14 protein-coding genes are annotated in these 14,660 nt (G+C 57.5%); 4 read left to right on the top strand and 10 right to left on the bottom strand.

Translation table 11 applies throughout. The features are described from left to right. Positions 1-4 precede the first annotated feature (4 nt). The 9 genes from QO002_RS16105 to QO002_RS16065 form a co-directional block, all read right to left on the bottom strand. Positions 5-1,027: a glycosyltransferase family 2 protein gene (locus QO002_RS16105; RefSeq protein WP_307231443.1), complete on the bottom strand. Its 1,023-nt coding sequence runs from the start codon at positions 1,025-1,027 to the stop codon at positions 5-7. Further along, a complete protein-coding gene (locus tag QO002_RS16100; RefSeq protein WP_307231441.1) occupies positions 1,027-1,767 on the bottom strand; it encodes a class I SAM-dependent methyltransferase in 741 nt (246 codons plus the stop codon). The genes QO002_RS16105 and QO002_RS16100 overlap by 1 nt, the downstream gene beginning before the upstream one ends. Continuing rightward, positions 1,757-2,863, bottom strand: coding sequence for a hypothetical protein (locus QO002_RS16095; protein ID WP_307231439.1), 1,107 nt, complete (start codon positions 2,861-2,863; stop codon positions 1,757-1,759). The genes QO002_RS16100 and QO002_RS16095 overlap by 11 nt, the downstream gene beginning before the upstream one ends. Continuing rightward, a complete protein-coding gene (locus tag QO002_RS16090) occupies positions 2,853-4,061 on the bottom strand; it encodes a glycosyltransferase family 4 protein (protein ID WP_307231438.1) in 1,209 nt (402 codons plus the stop codon). Before QO002_RS16090 ends, QO002_RS16095 begins: the two co-directional genes overlap by 11 nt. Then, positions 4,058-4,963, bottom strand: a complete 906-nt coding sequence (locus tag QO002_RS16085; protein WP_307231436.1) for a polysaccharide deacetylase family protein — start codon at positions 4,961-4,963, stop codon at positions 4,058-4,060. Before QO002_RS16085 ends, QO002_RS16090 begins: the two co-directional genes overlap by 4 nt. Positions 4,964-5,003: 40 nt before the next feature. Beyond that, entirely contained in the window at positions 5,004-5,912 is a 909-nt protein-coding gene (locus QO002_RS16080) for an XrtA system polysaccharide deacetylase (protein WP_307231435.1), read from the bottom strand. A gap of 14 nt (positions 5,913-5,926) precedes the next feature. Continuing rightward, positions 5,927-6,949, bottom strand: a complete 1,023-nt coding sequence (locus tag QO002_RS16075; protein WP_307231433.1) for a class I SAM-dependent methyltransferase — start codon at positions 6,947-6,949, stop codon at positions 5,927-5,929. A gap of 27 nt (positions 6,950-6,976) precedes the next feature. Further along, positions 6,977-8,128, bottom strand: coding sequence for a polysaccharide biosynthesis/export family protein (locus tag QO002_RS16070; protein ID WP_307231431.1), 1,152 nt, complete (start codon positions 8,126-8,128; stop codon positions 6,977-6,979). A gap of 147 nt (positions 8,129-8,275) precedes the next feature. Next, on the bottom strand, positions 8,276-9,226 hold the full coding sequence (locus QO002_RS16065) for a hypothetical protein (RefSeq protein WP_307231429.1): 951 nt from the start codon (positions 9,224-9,226) through the stop codon (positions 8,276-8,278). A gap of 301 nt (positions 9,227-9,527) precedes the next feature. On the opposite strand from QO002_RS16065, the gene QO002_RS16060 reads away from it, so the two are divergent. The 3 genes from QO002_RS16060 to QO002_RS16050 all read left to right on the top strand — a co-directional run bounded on the left by QO002_RS16060 (position 9,528) and on the right by QO002_RS16050 (position 12,291). Further along, positions 9,528-10,364, top strand: coding sequence for a TylF/MycF/NovP-related O-methyltransferase (locus tag QO002_RS16060; RefSeq protein ID WP_307231427.1), 837 nt, complete (start codon positions 9,528-9,530; stop codon positions 10,362-10,364). A 26-nt stretch (positions 10,365-10,390) separates the two neighbouring features. After that, the gene (locus tag QO002_RS16055; protein ID WP_307231425.1) at positions 10,391-11,914 is read left to right on the top strand and encodes an O-antigen ligase family protein; all 1,524 of its coding nucleotides are present in this window, start codon (positions 10,391-10,393) and stop codon (positions 11,912-11,914) included. 233 nt (positions 11,915-12,147) lie between these two features. Beyond that, complete coding sequence (locus QO002_RS16050; RefSeq protein WP_307231423.1) at positions 12,148-12,291, top strand: hypothetical protein; 144 nt, start codon at positions 12,148-12,150, stop codon at positions 12,289-12,291. Between the two features lie 10 nt (positions 12,292-12,301). On the opposite strand, the gene QO002_RS16045 is transcribed toward QO002_RS16050, so the two are convergent. Further along, positions 12,302-13,540 (bottom strand): exopolysaccharide biosynthesis polyprenyl glycosylphosphotransferase, encoded by a 1,239-nt coding sequence (locus QO002_RS16045; protein WP_307231421.1) that lies wholly within the window; start codon positions 13,538-13,540, stop codon positions 12,302-12,304. Positions 13,541-13,681: 141 nt separating this feature from the next. On the opposite strand from QO002_RS16045, the gene QO002_RS16040 reads away from it, so the two are divergent. Next, positions 13,682-14,650, top strand: coding sequence for a glycosyltransferase family 2 protein (locus tag QO002_RS16040; protein WP_307231419.1), 969 nt, complete (start codon positions 13,682-13,684; stop codon positions 14,648-14,650). Positions 14,651-14,660: the final 10 nt, after the last annotated feature.

The raw sequence follows: 14,660 nt of genomic DNA, 5'->3' as shown, positions 1-14,660 counted from the left end.
TGCGTCATGAAGCTGATGCCGAGGCCGGAATGGGGCGACTGACATAGTGCCGTCTCAGCCGCTCGCTGTCCGAGATCAACCGTTTGAAATCTCCTGTTGAAATTCGCCTCTGCTTCTGCACTTCACGGCGTTGCCGGATCATGACCGGCATGTAGCCGATGGCTTCGCCCAGGCCCTGTGCATAGGCTTTGAGGTTTCTGCGCAGCCAGGGATGGCGTTTCATGAACAGGCATTGGAAGAGCGCCCCCAACTGCAGGACGGTCGTTTTCACCAGAACCTGCGGCAGCAACGCCAGCGGTATATCCTTGATGATGATCGCCAGAATATTGCGTGTCGTCAACCGGACGGAGAAGGCGCTGGCCGTTCCTCCCGTGGAGGCGCTGCCCATATGATAGATCTTGGCGGCGGGAACGGAAAGGCAGCGATATCCGGCCAGTCGAGCACGGATACTGAGATCGACATCTTCCATGTATGCAAAGAAATTGACATCGAAGACGCCGATATGGTCCAGCATGCTGCGTCGGTAGATGGCAGCGCAGGCCGAGGCTCCGAAGACATCGAATGGCTCGTGGTCCAGCCCGTCGTCTTTGCAGCGAGAGCCGATCTTGAAGGAAAGGCCGCTCAGCGAATATCCGTCTCCAACGGTGTCGATGATGCTGCGATTGCGGAAATCGAGGATCTTAGACGTTGCAAGCCCGACGTCGGGATGGCGGTCCATTGTCTCGACCAGGGCTGCGAGCCAGCCGGGATCGATCTCGGTATCGTTGTTCAAAGCCACGACATAGTCGGTGTCACCGGCGGCGATGCCGGTGTTGATCGCGGCGGAAAATCCAAGATTTTCCGTGTGACGCAACACACGGACTTCGGGAAAGCGCGATGCCAGCAGCTCCACGGAGCCATCAGCAGAGCCATTGTCGACGAGAAGGATGGTGAAGTCGCGAAATGTCTGGCTGCGCAATCCCTCCAGGCATGCCGGCAGAAGATGTGCGCCGTTCCAATTGGGAATAATGATCGAGGCTCGGGCCATCAGGATGCCTCCGGCTCGATACGCGCCATGACGGCAAATGCATTGGCCGTTCCCAAGGCTCGCAGCAGAGCATGGAAACCGGCAGATGGTCCCTTGGAGCCGGAGCGAACTGCTTGCCATTCGAGCACCGTCAATCCGTGGCGCGCGAGCAAGCTGCGCACCTCGTCAGGATCATATCGGCGATATTGCTTCTCCTTGCCGAGCAGCCGCCAAAGCGTGCGCAGGCGTGCATTCATGAAGTCGAAATAGACAAGCCCACCCGGAGCAACGAAGGGGATATAGCGGGCCAGCATGGTTTCCAGGTCAAGCGCGGTTTCGTAGAGGAGATCGTGCATGACAAGCAGGTTGAATCGAGCGTTCGGGTAACTCACGGTCATGGCATCGGCGTGAAAGAAACGGACGTCGGCAAGCAGGCCTTCCTGCCGGAAAATATTGAAGAAGGCGGCAAATTCCGGGGTGTAGTCAAAGGCCTCGATCTGCTGGTGCTGGAGGGCGCCGACGAATATTTCACTCGCAAAAGGCCCACATCCGGCGTTCAGGACGGCCTTGCCGGTTCCGCCGAAATTTCGCTGCAACATGCCGGCCATCGTTTCGAGCCGACGTGTGTTGGCAAAGAAGGGGGCGAAGGGGCGGAATTTTTCGGGCAGGTGATCGCGCAGCAGGTCGTGATACCGCGCGCGGTAATCGATGCGGACCAGAGGCGAGGAAGTATTGTCGGGATCGATCGCTTCAGACGACATCCATGTCCCCCCAGGTGAAATGCCAGCCCCCCGTTTTAAGCGCCCCCTCGGCTTCCGGTGACAGTACGAGGCCGGCAAGGAAGAAGCGCTTGGGATTGTATTTTTGCGGCACTGCGAAGAAGCCGCTTTTGGCGAGTGCGCGATCCAGGAGATTGCCCTGGCAGGATTGCGCGACACAAAGTTCCATCCCCTCCCGCGCGCCCTTGTGGGATGCATGGCGGATCAGGGCAGAAAGGGCGGCGGGATTGCCGTCTTCGCTCAAGGCATCGACGATCAAAAGGGATTTCAGCCCGAGGATCTCACGGGTCGTGGTGACGAGGAAGGCTGTCAACCGCCCGTCCACCTCCCAGGCATGGACTCTGTATTTATAAAGAGGATGTGCGAAATATCGCCAGTTTACATAGGCCTGGTCGCGCACGAAGCCGGTCTGGATATGACCGGCTGCTCGTTGCCATAGCGCATCCAGCCTTTCATCCGCCTGGCCGAGATCGATGGCACGGCCTTTCGGATTTCTTTTGAGCGACTGCAGGACATCGAGACCGGCAACCAGCGTGGTCGTAGACACATGTGTCATCCAGGCGGGGATACGTGCGAGAATGGTCTCCTTTGAAGCAAAGCCGCGCAGCGGCCGTGCCCGCAGATGCGGCTCGAGCACCACTTGCCACTTCAACCGCCCTGATGTCAGAAGGCGAAAGGAGTTCACGTTGGGAAAGACAACGCCAAAGGCAAAACCGGCCTCTCGGGCTTGGCGGGCCCAAGCATCGCTAACCTTGAATCCGTATCGCCCTGACAGCATTCCGCCAAGATCGGGATCGACCATCAGGTCAAGACCATGGGCTGTCCGAAGCGGCGTTCCGTTCATCAGCAACATACGCGGGCTAAGACCTGCAAAAGCAACAACTTGACCTGCCTGCCGGATCAACGAACCCGATCCGGCCTCGACCGGATTGCGGCGCAGCAACCATTCGAAGAAACGCTCGTCCGTGTGTGGGTGATCCTTGCCCCATACGGCGGCGCGAAGGCGCAGCACATCGGGGTCGTCCGTTCCCAGGCGATAGGGCTGGACAACGCCGTCTCGCGGTAGCTCATTCAGCATAGCGAGGCTCCCGCCCGGCGGCCTTGGCGGCAAGTAGTTGATGGTAGAGACGAGTTGTCTGCGTCACCATCTGTTCTGGCGAGAAGGCTTTGGTCACCCTGTCCCTGCCGGCCGTGCCGAATGATTGGCGCAGCCCCGCGTCCGCGGTCAGTCGCAGTATTCGGTTGGCGATCTCTCGTGGTTCCCGCGCTGGCACGAGAAAGCCGGTCTCGCCTTCTGCGACGAGTTCCGAAATTCCGCCGACATCCGTTGCAACCACGGGCAAACCCGCGGCCATTGCTTCGAGTATGGAAATCGGCAGGCCTTCGGAAACGGATGTCAGCGCAAAAATGTCGGCGGCAGAGAGGATGTCCGGCACATCGCGTCGCTCCCCCGCAAAGATGACCCGGTCGGCGATACCAAGCGCTACGGTTTTTGCCCTGAGTTCATCAAGCTGGGGACCTGATCCAACGATCAGGAAACGTGCGTTGGGCTCTTTCTCCAGCACGAGTGCGGCCGCGTCGATGAGGTCATGCAACCCCTTGAACCAGACAAGCCGCGCGACCGTGACAATCAGCGGGTGGCTATCCTCGATACCGAACGTGTGACGGATTGCGGATGCGCGATCCCGGTCGGTCGGAAACCGTCCGGCCTCGATGCCGTTGTGGATTGAAACGACCTTGTCGCCCGGTGCTATTCCGCTTCGTATGATCCCATCCCGCACCCTCCCGGAAACGGTTATCACGGCGTCGGTCGTCAGGGCGAAGAGCAAACGATCGTAAATCCAGAAAAGGCCCCTTGCTGCCGGGTTCGACAAGGCGAGAAAGCCGAGATTGTGGGCCGTGTTGATGGTCACCGGAATGCCGCTTGTCGCGGACGCCAATCCACCCAACATGGCTGCCTTGGACATATGGGTATGAACAATATCGAAAGCGCCATCGCGCAGCGCCTTGCGCAGCTTCCCGAAGCTCCTGATGTCGGAAAGGGGTGAGAGGGACCGTTCCATGGGAACAGGTAAGAATGGAACTCCAAGGTTGGTGAGCGCTCGCTCGTGCTGGGGATCGATCGAACTTCCGATCACGGTGACCTCGGCATGGTTGCTCAATCCCTGAACGAGCGTCATCACATGGTCCGGCACGCCGCCGATATCCATGCGCGTCACGACCTGCGCGATCCGAAGCTTGTGGCCCTGAGAAGGAGAAGGGGCGTGCGGGATCATGATGTCCCCTTTGCCAGTGGCATGAGGATACGGTTCGATGCCGCAAGCAGTCGGCGAATTGGCCCTCTGTCCTTGACGGCCAGCCAATCGAGGCTGCCACGCAGTTTCATTCTGAAGACAAGCTTGCTGTCGCTTGCAGAGACTTCCGTGCGGCTGAGCGTTGTCATGGGTTCATCAATCGGGGTCGCCCCCGTGAGCGTCGTGAAGGCGGCCGAATATCCCGCCCGGGCGACGCTTTGCTCGACGCGTTGGTCGAAATCTCCGCCCGGATAGGCAAAGCTCTTCACGGCGGTGCCGAACATCTGCTCAAGGCGCTCGCGCGAACCCGTGATCTCCTGCTGGAGACGTGCAGCATCAAGGGACGTCAGGAGCGGATGACTGAGGGTATGCGACCCTATGTCGATGCCGACTGTCATCAGTTCGCCTATCTGCTCCTGCGAGAGAAACCGGCCATACTGCCTCTCGTCAGCATAGGGGAGAATATCCGCGCTCTGCTTGCCGATGAAATCGGCAACGACGAAAACAAGGGCTGGAAAGCCATGCTTTTTCAAGACAGGTGCGGCATAGAGCAGGTTGTCCTCGTAGCCATCGTCAAAGGTGATAAGAACGCAATTCTGTTGCAGCTGTTTGCGTTTTGCACGCAGCTCCTCGAACTCCTCGAAGTTCACCACGTGGAAGCCATGCCCGGCGAGGTATTCCATCTGCCACGCAAACTCTTCGGGACGAACGGTGATTTCGCGGGAGACCGGACCGAGCCCTTCGGAAGGGTAGGGATTTATCCGGTGATAGAAGAGCACGCGCAGGCACGGCTCCTTGCGGCCAAGAAAGAGACCGGGCAAGCCAAGAACGGTCTTCAATGACCGTTTCAAGCCGATCCGGGCTGCGGAAAGTGCCGGCCCCAAGGTGGTCTCCTTCCTCAAACGCGATATGCGGTTCTGATGGTCATGCGGCGTTCCATTCGATGCAGACGCGGTTTGCAGTGTCCGTGTTGATTTCCCGCGCGTAGACTTCATCCACCCGTGCCCAGGAGAAATCCGCAAGCAGCCGCCGCAGTTTCGCTTCCATCGCCGAAAGATTGACATAGTGGCGAAATCGCGACCGGGCCTTTACCGAAAGTCGTGGTTGACCCGGGTCGATCTCCCATGGGTGGAAGTAGAAATGCGCCGGCTGGCTTTCGGTGCGGATGATATGCCGTAACATCAGCGAATAGAGCGCGTAGGGCATCAGGCGAAAGTACCCACCTCCCGAAGCGTGGAAGCGTCGACCGGCGACGAGAAGGCTGGTCAGCGGCAGTTCCACAATCCCCTCGACTCCGGGGCGAAACGGCAGGCGGGGCGCCGATGGCACGCCATAATGATCGTGGGGAACCGGATTGACGCTCGAACTGTATCTATATCCCGCCTGCGAGAGCTGTTCATAGGCCCACCAGGTTTCGCCGCCGATGGAAAAATTGGGAGCCCGGTAGCCGATGACAGCTTTTCCGCAGATGTCTTCGAGCAGGCTTTTCGTATCCTTCACGTCCTTTGCAAATTCCGGCTTCGATTGTTCTCCGACGCGGTGGTGTCGATAACCATGGCTGGCAATTTCGTGGCCGGCATCCGAGATGCTTCGTACAAGCCCGGGAAACTGTTCCGCAACGCAGCCAAGGGTGAAGAACGTTGCCTTAACTCCCGCCTCGTCGAAAAGCGCAAGCGTCCTGTTCGTACTGGCCTCAACGCGGGATTCCATGGTGTCCCAGCGATCCCTGGGAGCAGCGGCGCCGAGGGCTGCCGCATGAAAATAGTCTTCGACATCGACGCTCATGGCATTGGGAACGGGGAACGCTGCGTTTCCTGGGAGCGGCGTCAACATGGCATCCTCTCCTTTCATGCGGAACGCTGTCGCGATGACTGGCTGCTGGCTGCTGCGGGTACTTCAGCAGACTGGCGGTTTGGGTCGCTTGATGTCAGCAGCGTGACGCTCGAGACATAACGAAGCAGGACGTTTGAGAGCATCGCCACGAAGGGTGATCCCGCAGGATAGCGGGCTATTTGCTCGCGCCCGAGGATGCTTCGCAATTTGCCAGTGTAGTAGTGGGGGGTGTAGCAGAAGGACGAGCCTTGGCCGCTTGCCTTGGCAAGGACGTGCATCTCGCCCTGTGTCTTGTAATTTGTGAGGTGGGCAAGGAAATTGGTGTGTTCGCGAACATAGGTGTCGAGCTTATCGTCCAGCGCTGGCTTCATGTTGCGGCGTGTCCGCGCCCAGCCTCGGTAATTGGAGAAGCCGATCTTGCTCCAGAGCCGAAGCCACGCGCCGAGGAGCTCAACATCGCGGATCCAGTGTGCAAACGGCACATGCAGATGCGGCTCGACCAGGCAGTGGCCGGACGGATAGAGATGCGCGGAAAAGCCCTGGTCGTGCAGCACACGGCCAAGTTCCGAGAAGAACAGTGTCTGATTTCGCACATGTTCGAGCACCTGGTTCGAAACGACGACATCGAAGAAACCTGCTTCGTAGGGCCACGGGTCGTTCTCGGAGATCAAGGCAAGCCTCTCGCGCCATCGGCCGGAAGGGGCGGCGGCATCGAGGCGGGCCAGCGCGTTGCGGAAGAAACTCGGGGCCTGCAGGCCATGATCGCCAACATCGAAGCCATAGAGTTCGAAGGTGAGCGAAGGCCAGCATGCCTGCAGCGCTCCTGATAGATAGATCAGCAGCATCCCGTCACCACAGCCGACATCCAGTACCCGGATGATTTCTCCAGCGGAGGGATTTCGTCGGGAAATCTCGGTGTTGACGATCGAGAGAAGGTGAAAATGTGTCTGACTGGCTGCCACCGGTACAAGGGATGTATCCCACCGGAAGCCATGTCCGGAGAGCGGAGCCTTTTGCTTGTGAAGATCGACAGACATTCTCACCTGCTCATCGTTTCTGGTTCATCAGTTCTGAGGCATATCGGCCAGCTTTCGGCGAACCTCCACCACGTCTCCGGGCAGCACTGGTTCCGTCTCGCTGCTGATGTTATCGAGCACCGTGCCGTCTTCGCGTGTGATCCTGTAGGTGGTCAGCACATCGCTTTGTTGCCTCGGAGATGTGCTCGATTCTGACTCGACAATGACGGCCCGATCTGCAGACAGTTGTCGTCCCAGTCGCTCGATCGTCGCGTTGACTTCCTTGATCCGGTCGAGAACCTCCAGCTTGCGGTCTCGAGAAATATTCATCATCTGGATTTCGAGCTGGGTCTTGGCCTGGCGGGCCTGGTTGAGCAAAACTGCCGTCTGCAGGTTGGTGCTGAGCACCTGGCCTTCTTCCCGCCTCAGCTGGAATATCATCTGGCGCAGCATCAGCTCTTTCTTTACCAGCTCCTCCGTGCTGCCGATCTCGGTTTTCAATGCCTCGAGCTGTGCATCCGTTGCCTTGATGCGCGCCGTGAGCGCGGCAATTTCATCGTTGCGGATACCCGCTTCCTTGGCCAGAAACTCGATCTGGCGCTGCAGGCCAACCTTTCGGGTTTCGAAAATGTCTGTTTCCCGCGTGACGACCGCCGCAAGATCCTGGGCGTTGGCGCCAGTCGCCGATACCGAGGATGCATCGAAGGTTTCTGCGCCCGAGAGCTCGGCCTGCAAGCGGGCGTATTCGACACGGGCTTCCAGGAGCTGCCGGGCGCCGACCTGCATGGTTTCGGAGGCGCGAATACCGGTGACAGTCGCGGTATAGGGGTCGCTTTGCCCCTTGAAGCCTCCGGCAATCGCGACGGCCTTCACTACCGTCAGTCGGAACCGGGCGGGGTAGGGGCCGGCATTGTTGACATCACCGAGGATGAAGAATGGCCGCAGCTGTGCAAGCTCGACCATCACGGTGGGGCTCACGAGGGTTTTTTCCAGCGCGCGGCGTATCGCGTCTCCCGCCTGCGCAATCGACATGCCTTCGAGTATGAGCGGCGCTCCGATGGGTATCGCTGCGCCACCATCTTCGCCAAGGACATAGGTTCCCGACAGATCAGGCGCCTCGGGAATGACCACGCGGATTTGGTCGCCAGCGGCAAGTTTGTAGGGCTCGGCAGCCGCGAGACCACCGTGAGGGACAGCCATTGCGAGGAGAAGCAGAATGAGCGTCGCAAAGCGTCGTAACAGGCTCCTTTGCTGTCTTTCTTGCTTTCGTCGCGGTCCTGACTGAACCATTTTATCCCTCGCTTCCGTCCGGTTCCACTCTCGTGAGGCTTTTCGCCGGTCGATCTGTCAACGCGGCAGCGCCTTGCTCACCGTCAATACGTCGTCCCATAACGGGCTCGCAGGATCTGCTTTAAAGGCGGAGCCATACCAGATGATCAGCTGCGCGCCGCGATCGATGCTGATCTGTGCCATGGTCTTCAGTTCCTGTTTTGTCGGATCACGGGCTTCGGCAATCATTTCCGGGGGCGCGACCTGGGTCAGATAAGCGTGCTCGAACTGGTCGGCATAGGCAAAGGATTGCAACACCGCCATTGTCTGCTTTCCGGGCAGGTTATCAGAAAGCCAGCCCATGTAACCGTCGATGGCAGTGGGATAATCGACGATCTCGTCGCCATGTCCGGGGCTGCCGAGCTTGGCGATGGCGGCGGGAATGGCGTAGAGGCTGAAACCGACGATATCGGCATACTCACTCTGCTGGCGCACCTGCTCCATGTATTGGGTGCGGGCCGCATCGCTGTCCTGCCTTCCGGGCTCGATGACCATCGGCGATTGTACCATCAGAACCGGAAGGGATGGATCGATCTCCTTTACACGCTCGTACAGCTTGCGTGATGCGTCGAGGCCTATTCCGTTCAGCGCGGGTTCGTCGAAGCCAAGCACGCCGTAGATTGCTTCGCGTCCCGCGCAGGCGAGAAGCGCATTGAGCGGATCGAGTTCAATGCTCGGAAACGCTCCGGAGGTTGGATAAATCAGCCCGCCGGGCACAACAAGCCGTATCTTGTGACGCCGCAGGGCGGCAAATGCGGGAGAGGTGCGTTCGCAAGGGGGGACGAAATCCGCCTCGTGACCGAGCGTCGCGGGCGCTGGCGCCTCCTGGTACTGGAATACCGGAAAGAAAATATCGATACCCGCCGCGCTCAATTGGGCAAACATGGTTTCGTAGTCTCTGGATGCACCGATATACTTGGGCACACCCGCGACGCCAACCTCGGCGCAAAGACCATCTCCCGCGCTCAAGATCAGACTCAAAAGGAAAAATGCAGCACCTATTGAATGTTTCACCGCCCGCTGTTCCCCGCTCATCAGACGATCAGAATTTTATATTAAATGAATATGAAATATACAGATAATTTTCAAGTATGATTTATCTGAAGTCTTCACGTATGCGTGATTTGTATATTTCTATGTCTTTTCATTTTCCTGTCGTATATATAAGAAATTCTACCATTCATCATAGTTTATCTAAGTTTGTTTGACAATATTTTATTCGATGTATAGATTTATCTTGTGTTGTCTGACGCGCGGCTTTGTAAAATAATTGGGCCGCGTACATAATTTCGCGCGTAACATTTTGTATGTTTTTGTTATGGTGGTGCGTTTCATGGGCTTTTCACAGCAGTTGAAGAGGCTGGTACCGGTCAAGCTGCGTATTCTGCGGTCAAATGCCATCCACGCCTGGCGCAGGGACAGTGCCTATCAGGAGCGTCGCGGCCGAAGTGAGTTCTTTCAGAAGGCTTTCCGGGGGCTGCAATTCAACGGGATTTCCGGCGGTTATGCCGAGTTCGGCTGTTGCGGGGCCATGACTTTCAGCCTTGCCTTTCAAGCCGCGCGTCAGAACGGACATTCAGCGCATTTCTGGGCCTTCGATTCCTTTCAGGGATTGCCGCCGCAAGCCGGAAGCGAGGATTCCCATCCCATGTGGGTGGAAGGCGATATGAGCATGTCCTTGGATGACTTTCGCGCGGTTTGCAGAAGTGCGGGAATGACCGAGCGGGATTTCACGACCGTAAAGGGCTTTTACGGCGATACGCTGAAAGCCACGGCGATGAGTGCGCCCGGCCGCCCCGATCAGCTCTCTCTGGTTTATATCGATTGTGATCTCTACAGCTCGACGATCGATGTCCTGCGCTTTATCGCCCCCCGCCTCAGGCACGGCATGGTGATAGCCTTCGATGACTATTTTTGCACCTCCGAGGATACGATATCGGGCGAAAGGCTGGCCCTGCTCGAGTTTATCGAGGAGATGAGGGATTTCAGTTTCCTGCCCTATCTGCCAATCGGCTGGCATGGCATGTCGTTCGTCGTAGAGAGCCGACGCCTGCTGGAGCGGCCTTCCTTGCGGGATCCTATGGTACTTCGGCAGCAACATGGATAGGAAACCACAAACTGAGGTGAAGCTGCATGGGCGAGGGGGATGAAGGCCCTGTTATCGCCGGGGTTGAAGGCCCGTCGCGCCAGCGCATGGGGCGCTCACTCACGGCGATCATGTTTGTCGCCATTTTGGTTTTTCTGACCGTTTTCGGCTTCACCGCTCTTGCGGCACCGGCGCTGTTGGTCGCTCTTCTGGCGGGGGGCACATTTGCGTTTCTCTCGTTGCAGTTTCCGGTTGCATCTGTGGGCATTTTTGTGTTTTTTCTGGTTGCATTTCCGCTTTACGCTCGTTTGCCGCCGATAGGTCCCATTCCGCCAATGCCGGTTGCTGCTGCCATGCTTGCGGTGATTGTCTCGACGTCGATACTCGCATGGCTGACGGGCGAAAAGGGCCGGTCTCTTGGTTCGTTCGGGCCAACTCTCCTAAAGTTGTTCCTTTTGTTTGCCGCTGTAGCCCTGCTCTCGCTGATCGACGAGCGCACTGCGGCGGAGGGCATCAGCATGTGGGTCAAGGTTTTCGTGATCCCCGGCGCGATCCTCTGGGTTTTTCTGTTCCGATTGTCGAATATGCGTGATGTGGATCGGATATTTCGCTGTCTGCTCGCCGCATGCTCCGCCTGCGCGCTCTACGCACTGCTGGAGTCGGTGCTGGGATACAATCCGTTGCTGGAGTTCTACGATGGGCAAACCGACGTCGTTTATTTCAAGGCCGAAGAGCTAGGGTCCGCGCTTGCCTATCGCGCCTTCAGCGTTTTCACGCAGCCGATCGAATATGCCACGTGTCTCGGGATGATCTTTCCCTATGCTGTCATCCGGATGGCGACGAGCACTCATTCCTGGCAGCGACTGTTCTATGCATTGGGTGGTGGTCTCTGCGCTCTCGGTGCCGCGCTCACCTTTTCTCGCGGGCCCTTGCTTGCGCTGTTTATCTGCTCCGTCATAATCGGCCTGAGCTATCGGTCGCTGCGACGCGCTCTTGTGATGTTGATGGCGGCGGGGGTTCTATTGACAGCCGCAGCCTGGCCGTTTCTCGGGGCAGGCATCAGCGACCGTCTCGGGGATGTCGATAACGTGACGTTGCGCTTCAAGCTTTGGCAGACGGCGTTCGCTGTGTTTACCGATCATCCGATCAATGGCGTCGGCATTGGCAATTTTCCGGAATATTACATCGAAGCGGCCCGGCAGCATGAGATAGGGCCTTTTTTCGAGTTTGGAGATGACGCCGTGGAAAACATTCGGGTGGCGGAGAATACCTATCTCCAGATGCTTGCGGAGATGGGCGTTCTCGGGTTTTCGTGCGCTGTCCTTCTGGTCCTTGCCTTCTTCCGATTGGTGATCGTAACCGCGCTAAGAGCCACGGAGCCTCTTACACGCAATCTAGCGATTGCGGTCGGGCTCGGCGGCCTCGCATACCTCGTCAACGGCCTGACGATTACCGCCTATACCCACTTTACCTCGACCAGCCTCTTCATTGGCGTACTTTTTCCCTTCGCACTGATCCTTGAGCGTGATGTGGTGCGGCGAGGCGATTTCAAAACGGTCAGGCCCGCGTAAGCCAGTCATGCCACCATCAATCATTGAAAATTTGTCGCCCGGGCGGCGCTTTCCGGAACTAATGTCGTGGAAATAACATCTCTCCTGAGACCTCGTGTTTGCGCAGGAGGCGTCAGCGCTGTTATCAATGTAACAAAGAGATTCGATCGGCATGCTGGTGTTGATTGTGGCGCTTACAAACGAGATTCATGGTCCGTTAAGACCTGAGGGCTTAACATGGGACTGGAGTTGCAATGAAAGAAACGGCTAACCACGCGATCGACATTGGCGGCATGCCTCCTGCAATGGAGCGCTGGACGGTCCGCCGTTGTGCTTTCGTGGTTCTCGGATTGTCCGCGCTTTTCTGGCTTGCCGTTGCGGTTTTCGCCTTCGCCTGAGATCTCGGCGTTAGCGGGCGCCTTCGCCCATAAGGATGACACGCACTGTCTGAAGCAGGATTCTCGTATCGAGAATGATGCTGCCATGTTCCAGATAAAAGAAATCGTATTTCGTCTTTTCCTGGGCATCCTGCAGTGAAGCGCCATAGGGATAGTTGACCTGCGCCCAGCCAGTTATTCCGGGCTTGACGCGGTAGCGATAGCGGTAATTCTGGATCTCGCTTTCCAGCATTGCCGCAATGGTTGGGCGCTCCGGGCGGGGGCCAACAAGGCTCATGTCGCCAAGCAAAACATTTATGAACTGCGGAAATTCATCAATCCGGCTGCGTCGTAGAAATTTCCCTACCATCGTGACGCGGCAATCATGGACCTGCGCCCAGCGTGCAATGCCATCGGCCTCGGCGGAGACATACATGCTGCGAAATTTGTAGAGGAGAAACGGCTTGCCGTTACGGCCCACCCGCTCTTGCCGATAAAAGATCGGACGGCCATCCTCGATCAGGATTGCCAGTGCAGCAAGCAGAGTGACGGGTAAGGTAAAGGCCAGCAAGAGTGTGCAGAGCACGATGTCCATGCATCGTTTCACGGTGTTGCTGAACAGGCTGCGTTCATTGCAGAAGGCAGAGCCAAGATTGTTCGCCCGCAGTGCTTCTAGGCGCACCTGTCTATTTTCTTTGGCCCTGACCGCCGCCGCCTCATCAAGGTGAAATATCGATGCCGCCGCGAGCCGCCCGATGAACATCATCGTGAAAGCGAGCGGCAGGGCGCTCAGCCAGCGTCCCTGCAGCGTCTCGCGAAAACCGGCGAGTGACATGATGACGATCGCGCAGAGGGTAACGAGTGTGAAAGCGACAAGGAGCGGAACGATCATCTCGCGCGCCACAAGCCTCTCCAGGCGATAAAGCCCCATCGCATAGGCCCATATGATGGCGCACCCGACGACAAGGAGGTTCAACGCAGGGGGAATGCTTTCAGGCGCGCTCGAGAATGCAATCTGAGCGATCGCATCCGCGACGACGAGTGCGGTAAGCAGATAGACTATATCGCAAAGGATCGCGACAAACCCCAAGGTGACGGAATTACTCTGCGTCGGTGCCATGATGGTTACTCTGGTGAGACTGTTAGATTTTTTGCGAATAAAGCTGACTAAGAAATTCCTATATTTTGATATTTGGCCACGCCTCTTGGGAGCGTACACACGAGCACGTGTACGTTGCTTTCCGAGAAAGTTTATCCAGGCGCTGTTCAATGTTTCTGAATGTTTCTACAATGCCTGCACTTTTCATTTTGCACAACAGCTTTATGAGTCTAAGCTAATTTTAATTGAGGTGGCGGCGGTCAAATGCCTGCTTCGGAAGTGTTTTCAGCGCGAGTGTCGAAGAGCATGAGCATGTCTGTTCCCACGATTTCCGTGATTATGCCGACCCATAACCGGCGGGACGTGCTGCTGCGTACCCTCGATCTCTACCGCAATCAGACCCTTGCCAGCGCGCAATACGAGATCATCGTGTCGGATGACGGTTCGACGGATGGCAGCGAGGCGGCGGTCACAGACTTTGCCACGCAATGCGCCTTCGCTTTGATTTACAGCCGGCTGGCCGACAATGCCGGGCCGTCGGTGGCCAGAAATCGGGCGATGATGCTGGCGCGGGGGAGCATTCTCGTCTTTGTGGGCGACGACATTTTTCCGGAACGCGATTTTCTCGAACAGCATCTTGTGTGGCACAGGGAAGTCTATCCAGATGAACGTGCCGGAGTCTTGGGGCGGGTGGAATGGTCTGAAGAGCTTGGATCAACACCGCTTATGCGTTGGCTGGAAACAGAAGGCACGCAGTTTGCTTATGGCAGGATGGTTCACGGCCAGGTGCTGGACTATGGCTGCCTTTACACCTGCAATGTTTCCGTGAAGCGCGCCTTCCTCGAGCGAACCGGTGAACGGTTTTGCGAAGAGTTGCGGTTCTGCGAGGATTCCGAGTGGGGATTGCGCCTGGCGCAATGGGGTTTTGAACTGCGCTACAATGCACAAGCGCGGGCCAAACATTTTCATCCCGTTTCGCTATCGTCGTCGCTGAGCCGCATGGTCGCTCTTGGCCGTTCCACGGAAGCCTTGGCCAAGGTAAGCCCGACCAACTTCCGGCGCATGATCAACGCCGATCGTTACGAACATCGGCCACTGCTCGCCAAAATGCTGAGCATTCTGCTGCATCCTCTGGCCGGTCGTTTCCTGTATCGGCCGCTCGCTGCCTTCTGTGAGCGCCGTCTTGCTGCCGATCGGATTTTTGCGATCTGCCATGCCTCCTATTTCTATAGGGGGCTGGCGTCCAAGCGGCTTTGGCATAATGACAAAGCGGCGGGTTGAAAGAGGATGG

Origin of the sequence: Pararhizobium capsulatum DSM 1112 (assembly GCF_030814475.1) — a bacterium.
In the GTDB taxonomy this organism is placed as follows: Bacteria; Pseudomonadota; Alphaproteobacteria; order Rhizobiales; family Rhizobiaceae; genus Pararhizobium; species Pararhizobium capsulatum.
This window is presented reverse-complemented; position numbering and strand designations above follow the sequence as displayed.

Excerpts from the sequence above, each read along its gene's own strand:
- QO002_RS16050 (WP_307231423.1), top strand. The coding sequence starts at position 12,148 with ATGAAAGAAACGGCTAACCACGCGATCGACATTGGCGGCATGCCTCCT.
- QO002_RS16040 (WP_307231419.1), top strand. The coding sequence starts at position 13,682 with ATGTCTGTTCCCACGATTTCCGTGATTATGCCGACCCATAACCGGCGG.
- QO002_RS16055 (WP_307231425.1), top strand. The coding sequence starts at position 10,391 with ATGGGCGAGGGGGATGAAGGCCCTGTTATCGCCGGGGTTGAAGGCCCG.
- QO002_RS16105 (WP_307231443.1), bottom strand. The coding sequence starts at position 1,027 with ATGGCCCGAGCCTCGATCATTATTCCCAATTGGAACGGCGCACATCTT.
- QO002_RS16070 (WP_307231431.1), bottom strand. The coding sequence starts at position 8,128 with ATGGCTGTCCCTCACGGTGGTCTCGCGGCTGCCGAGCCCTACAAACTT.
- QO002_RS16075 (WP_307231433.1), bottom strand. The coding sequence starts at position 6,949 with ATGTCTGTCGATCTTCACAAGCAAAAGGCTCCGCTCTCCGGACATGGC.
- QO002_RS16090 (WP_307231438.1), bottom strand. The coding sequence starts at position 4,061 with ATGATCCCGCACGCCCCTTCTCCTTCTCAGGGCCACAAGCTTCGGATC.
- QO002_RS16095 (WP_307231439.1), bottom strand. The coding sequence starts at position 2,863 with ATGCTGAATGAGCTACCGCGAGACGGCGTTGTCCAGCCCTATCGCCTG.
- QO002_RS16080 (WP_307231435.1), bottom strand. The coding sequence starts at position 5,912 with ATGTTGACGCCGCTCCCAGGAAACGCAGCGTTCCCCGTTCCCAATGCC.
- QO002_RS16100 (WP_307231441.1), bottom strand. The coding sequence starts at position 1,767 with ATGTCGTCTGAAGCGATCGATCCCGACAATACTTCCTCGCCTCTGGTC.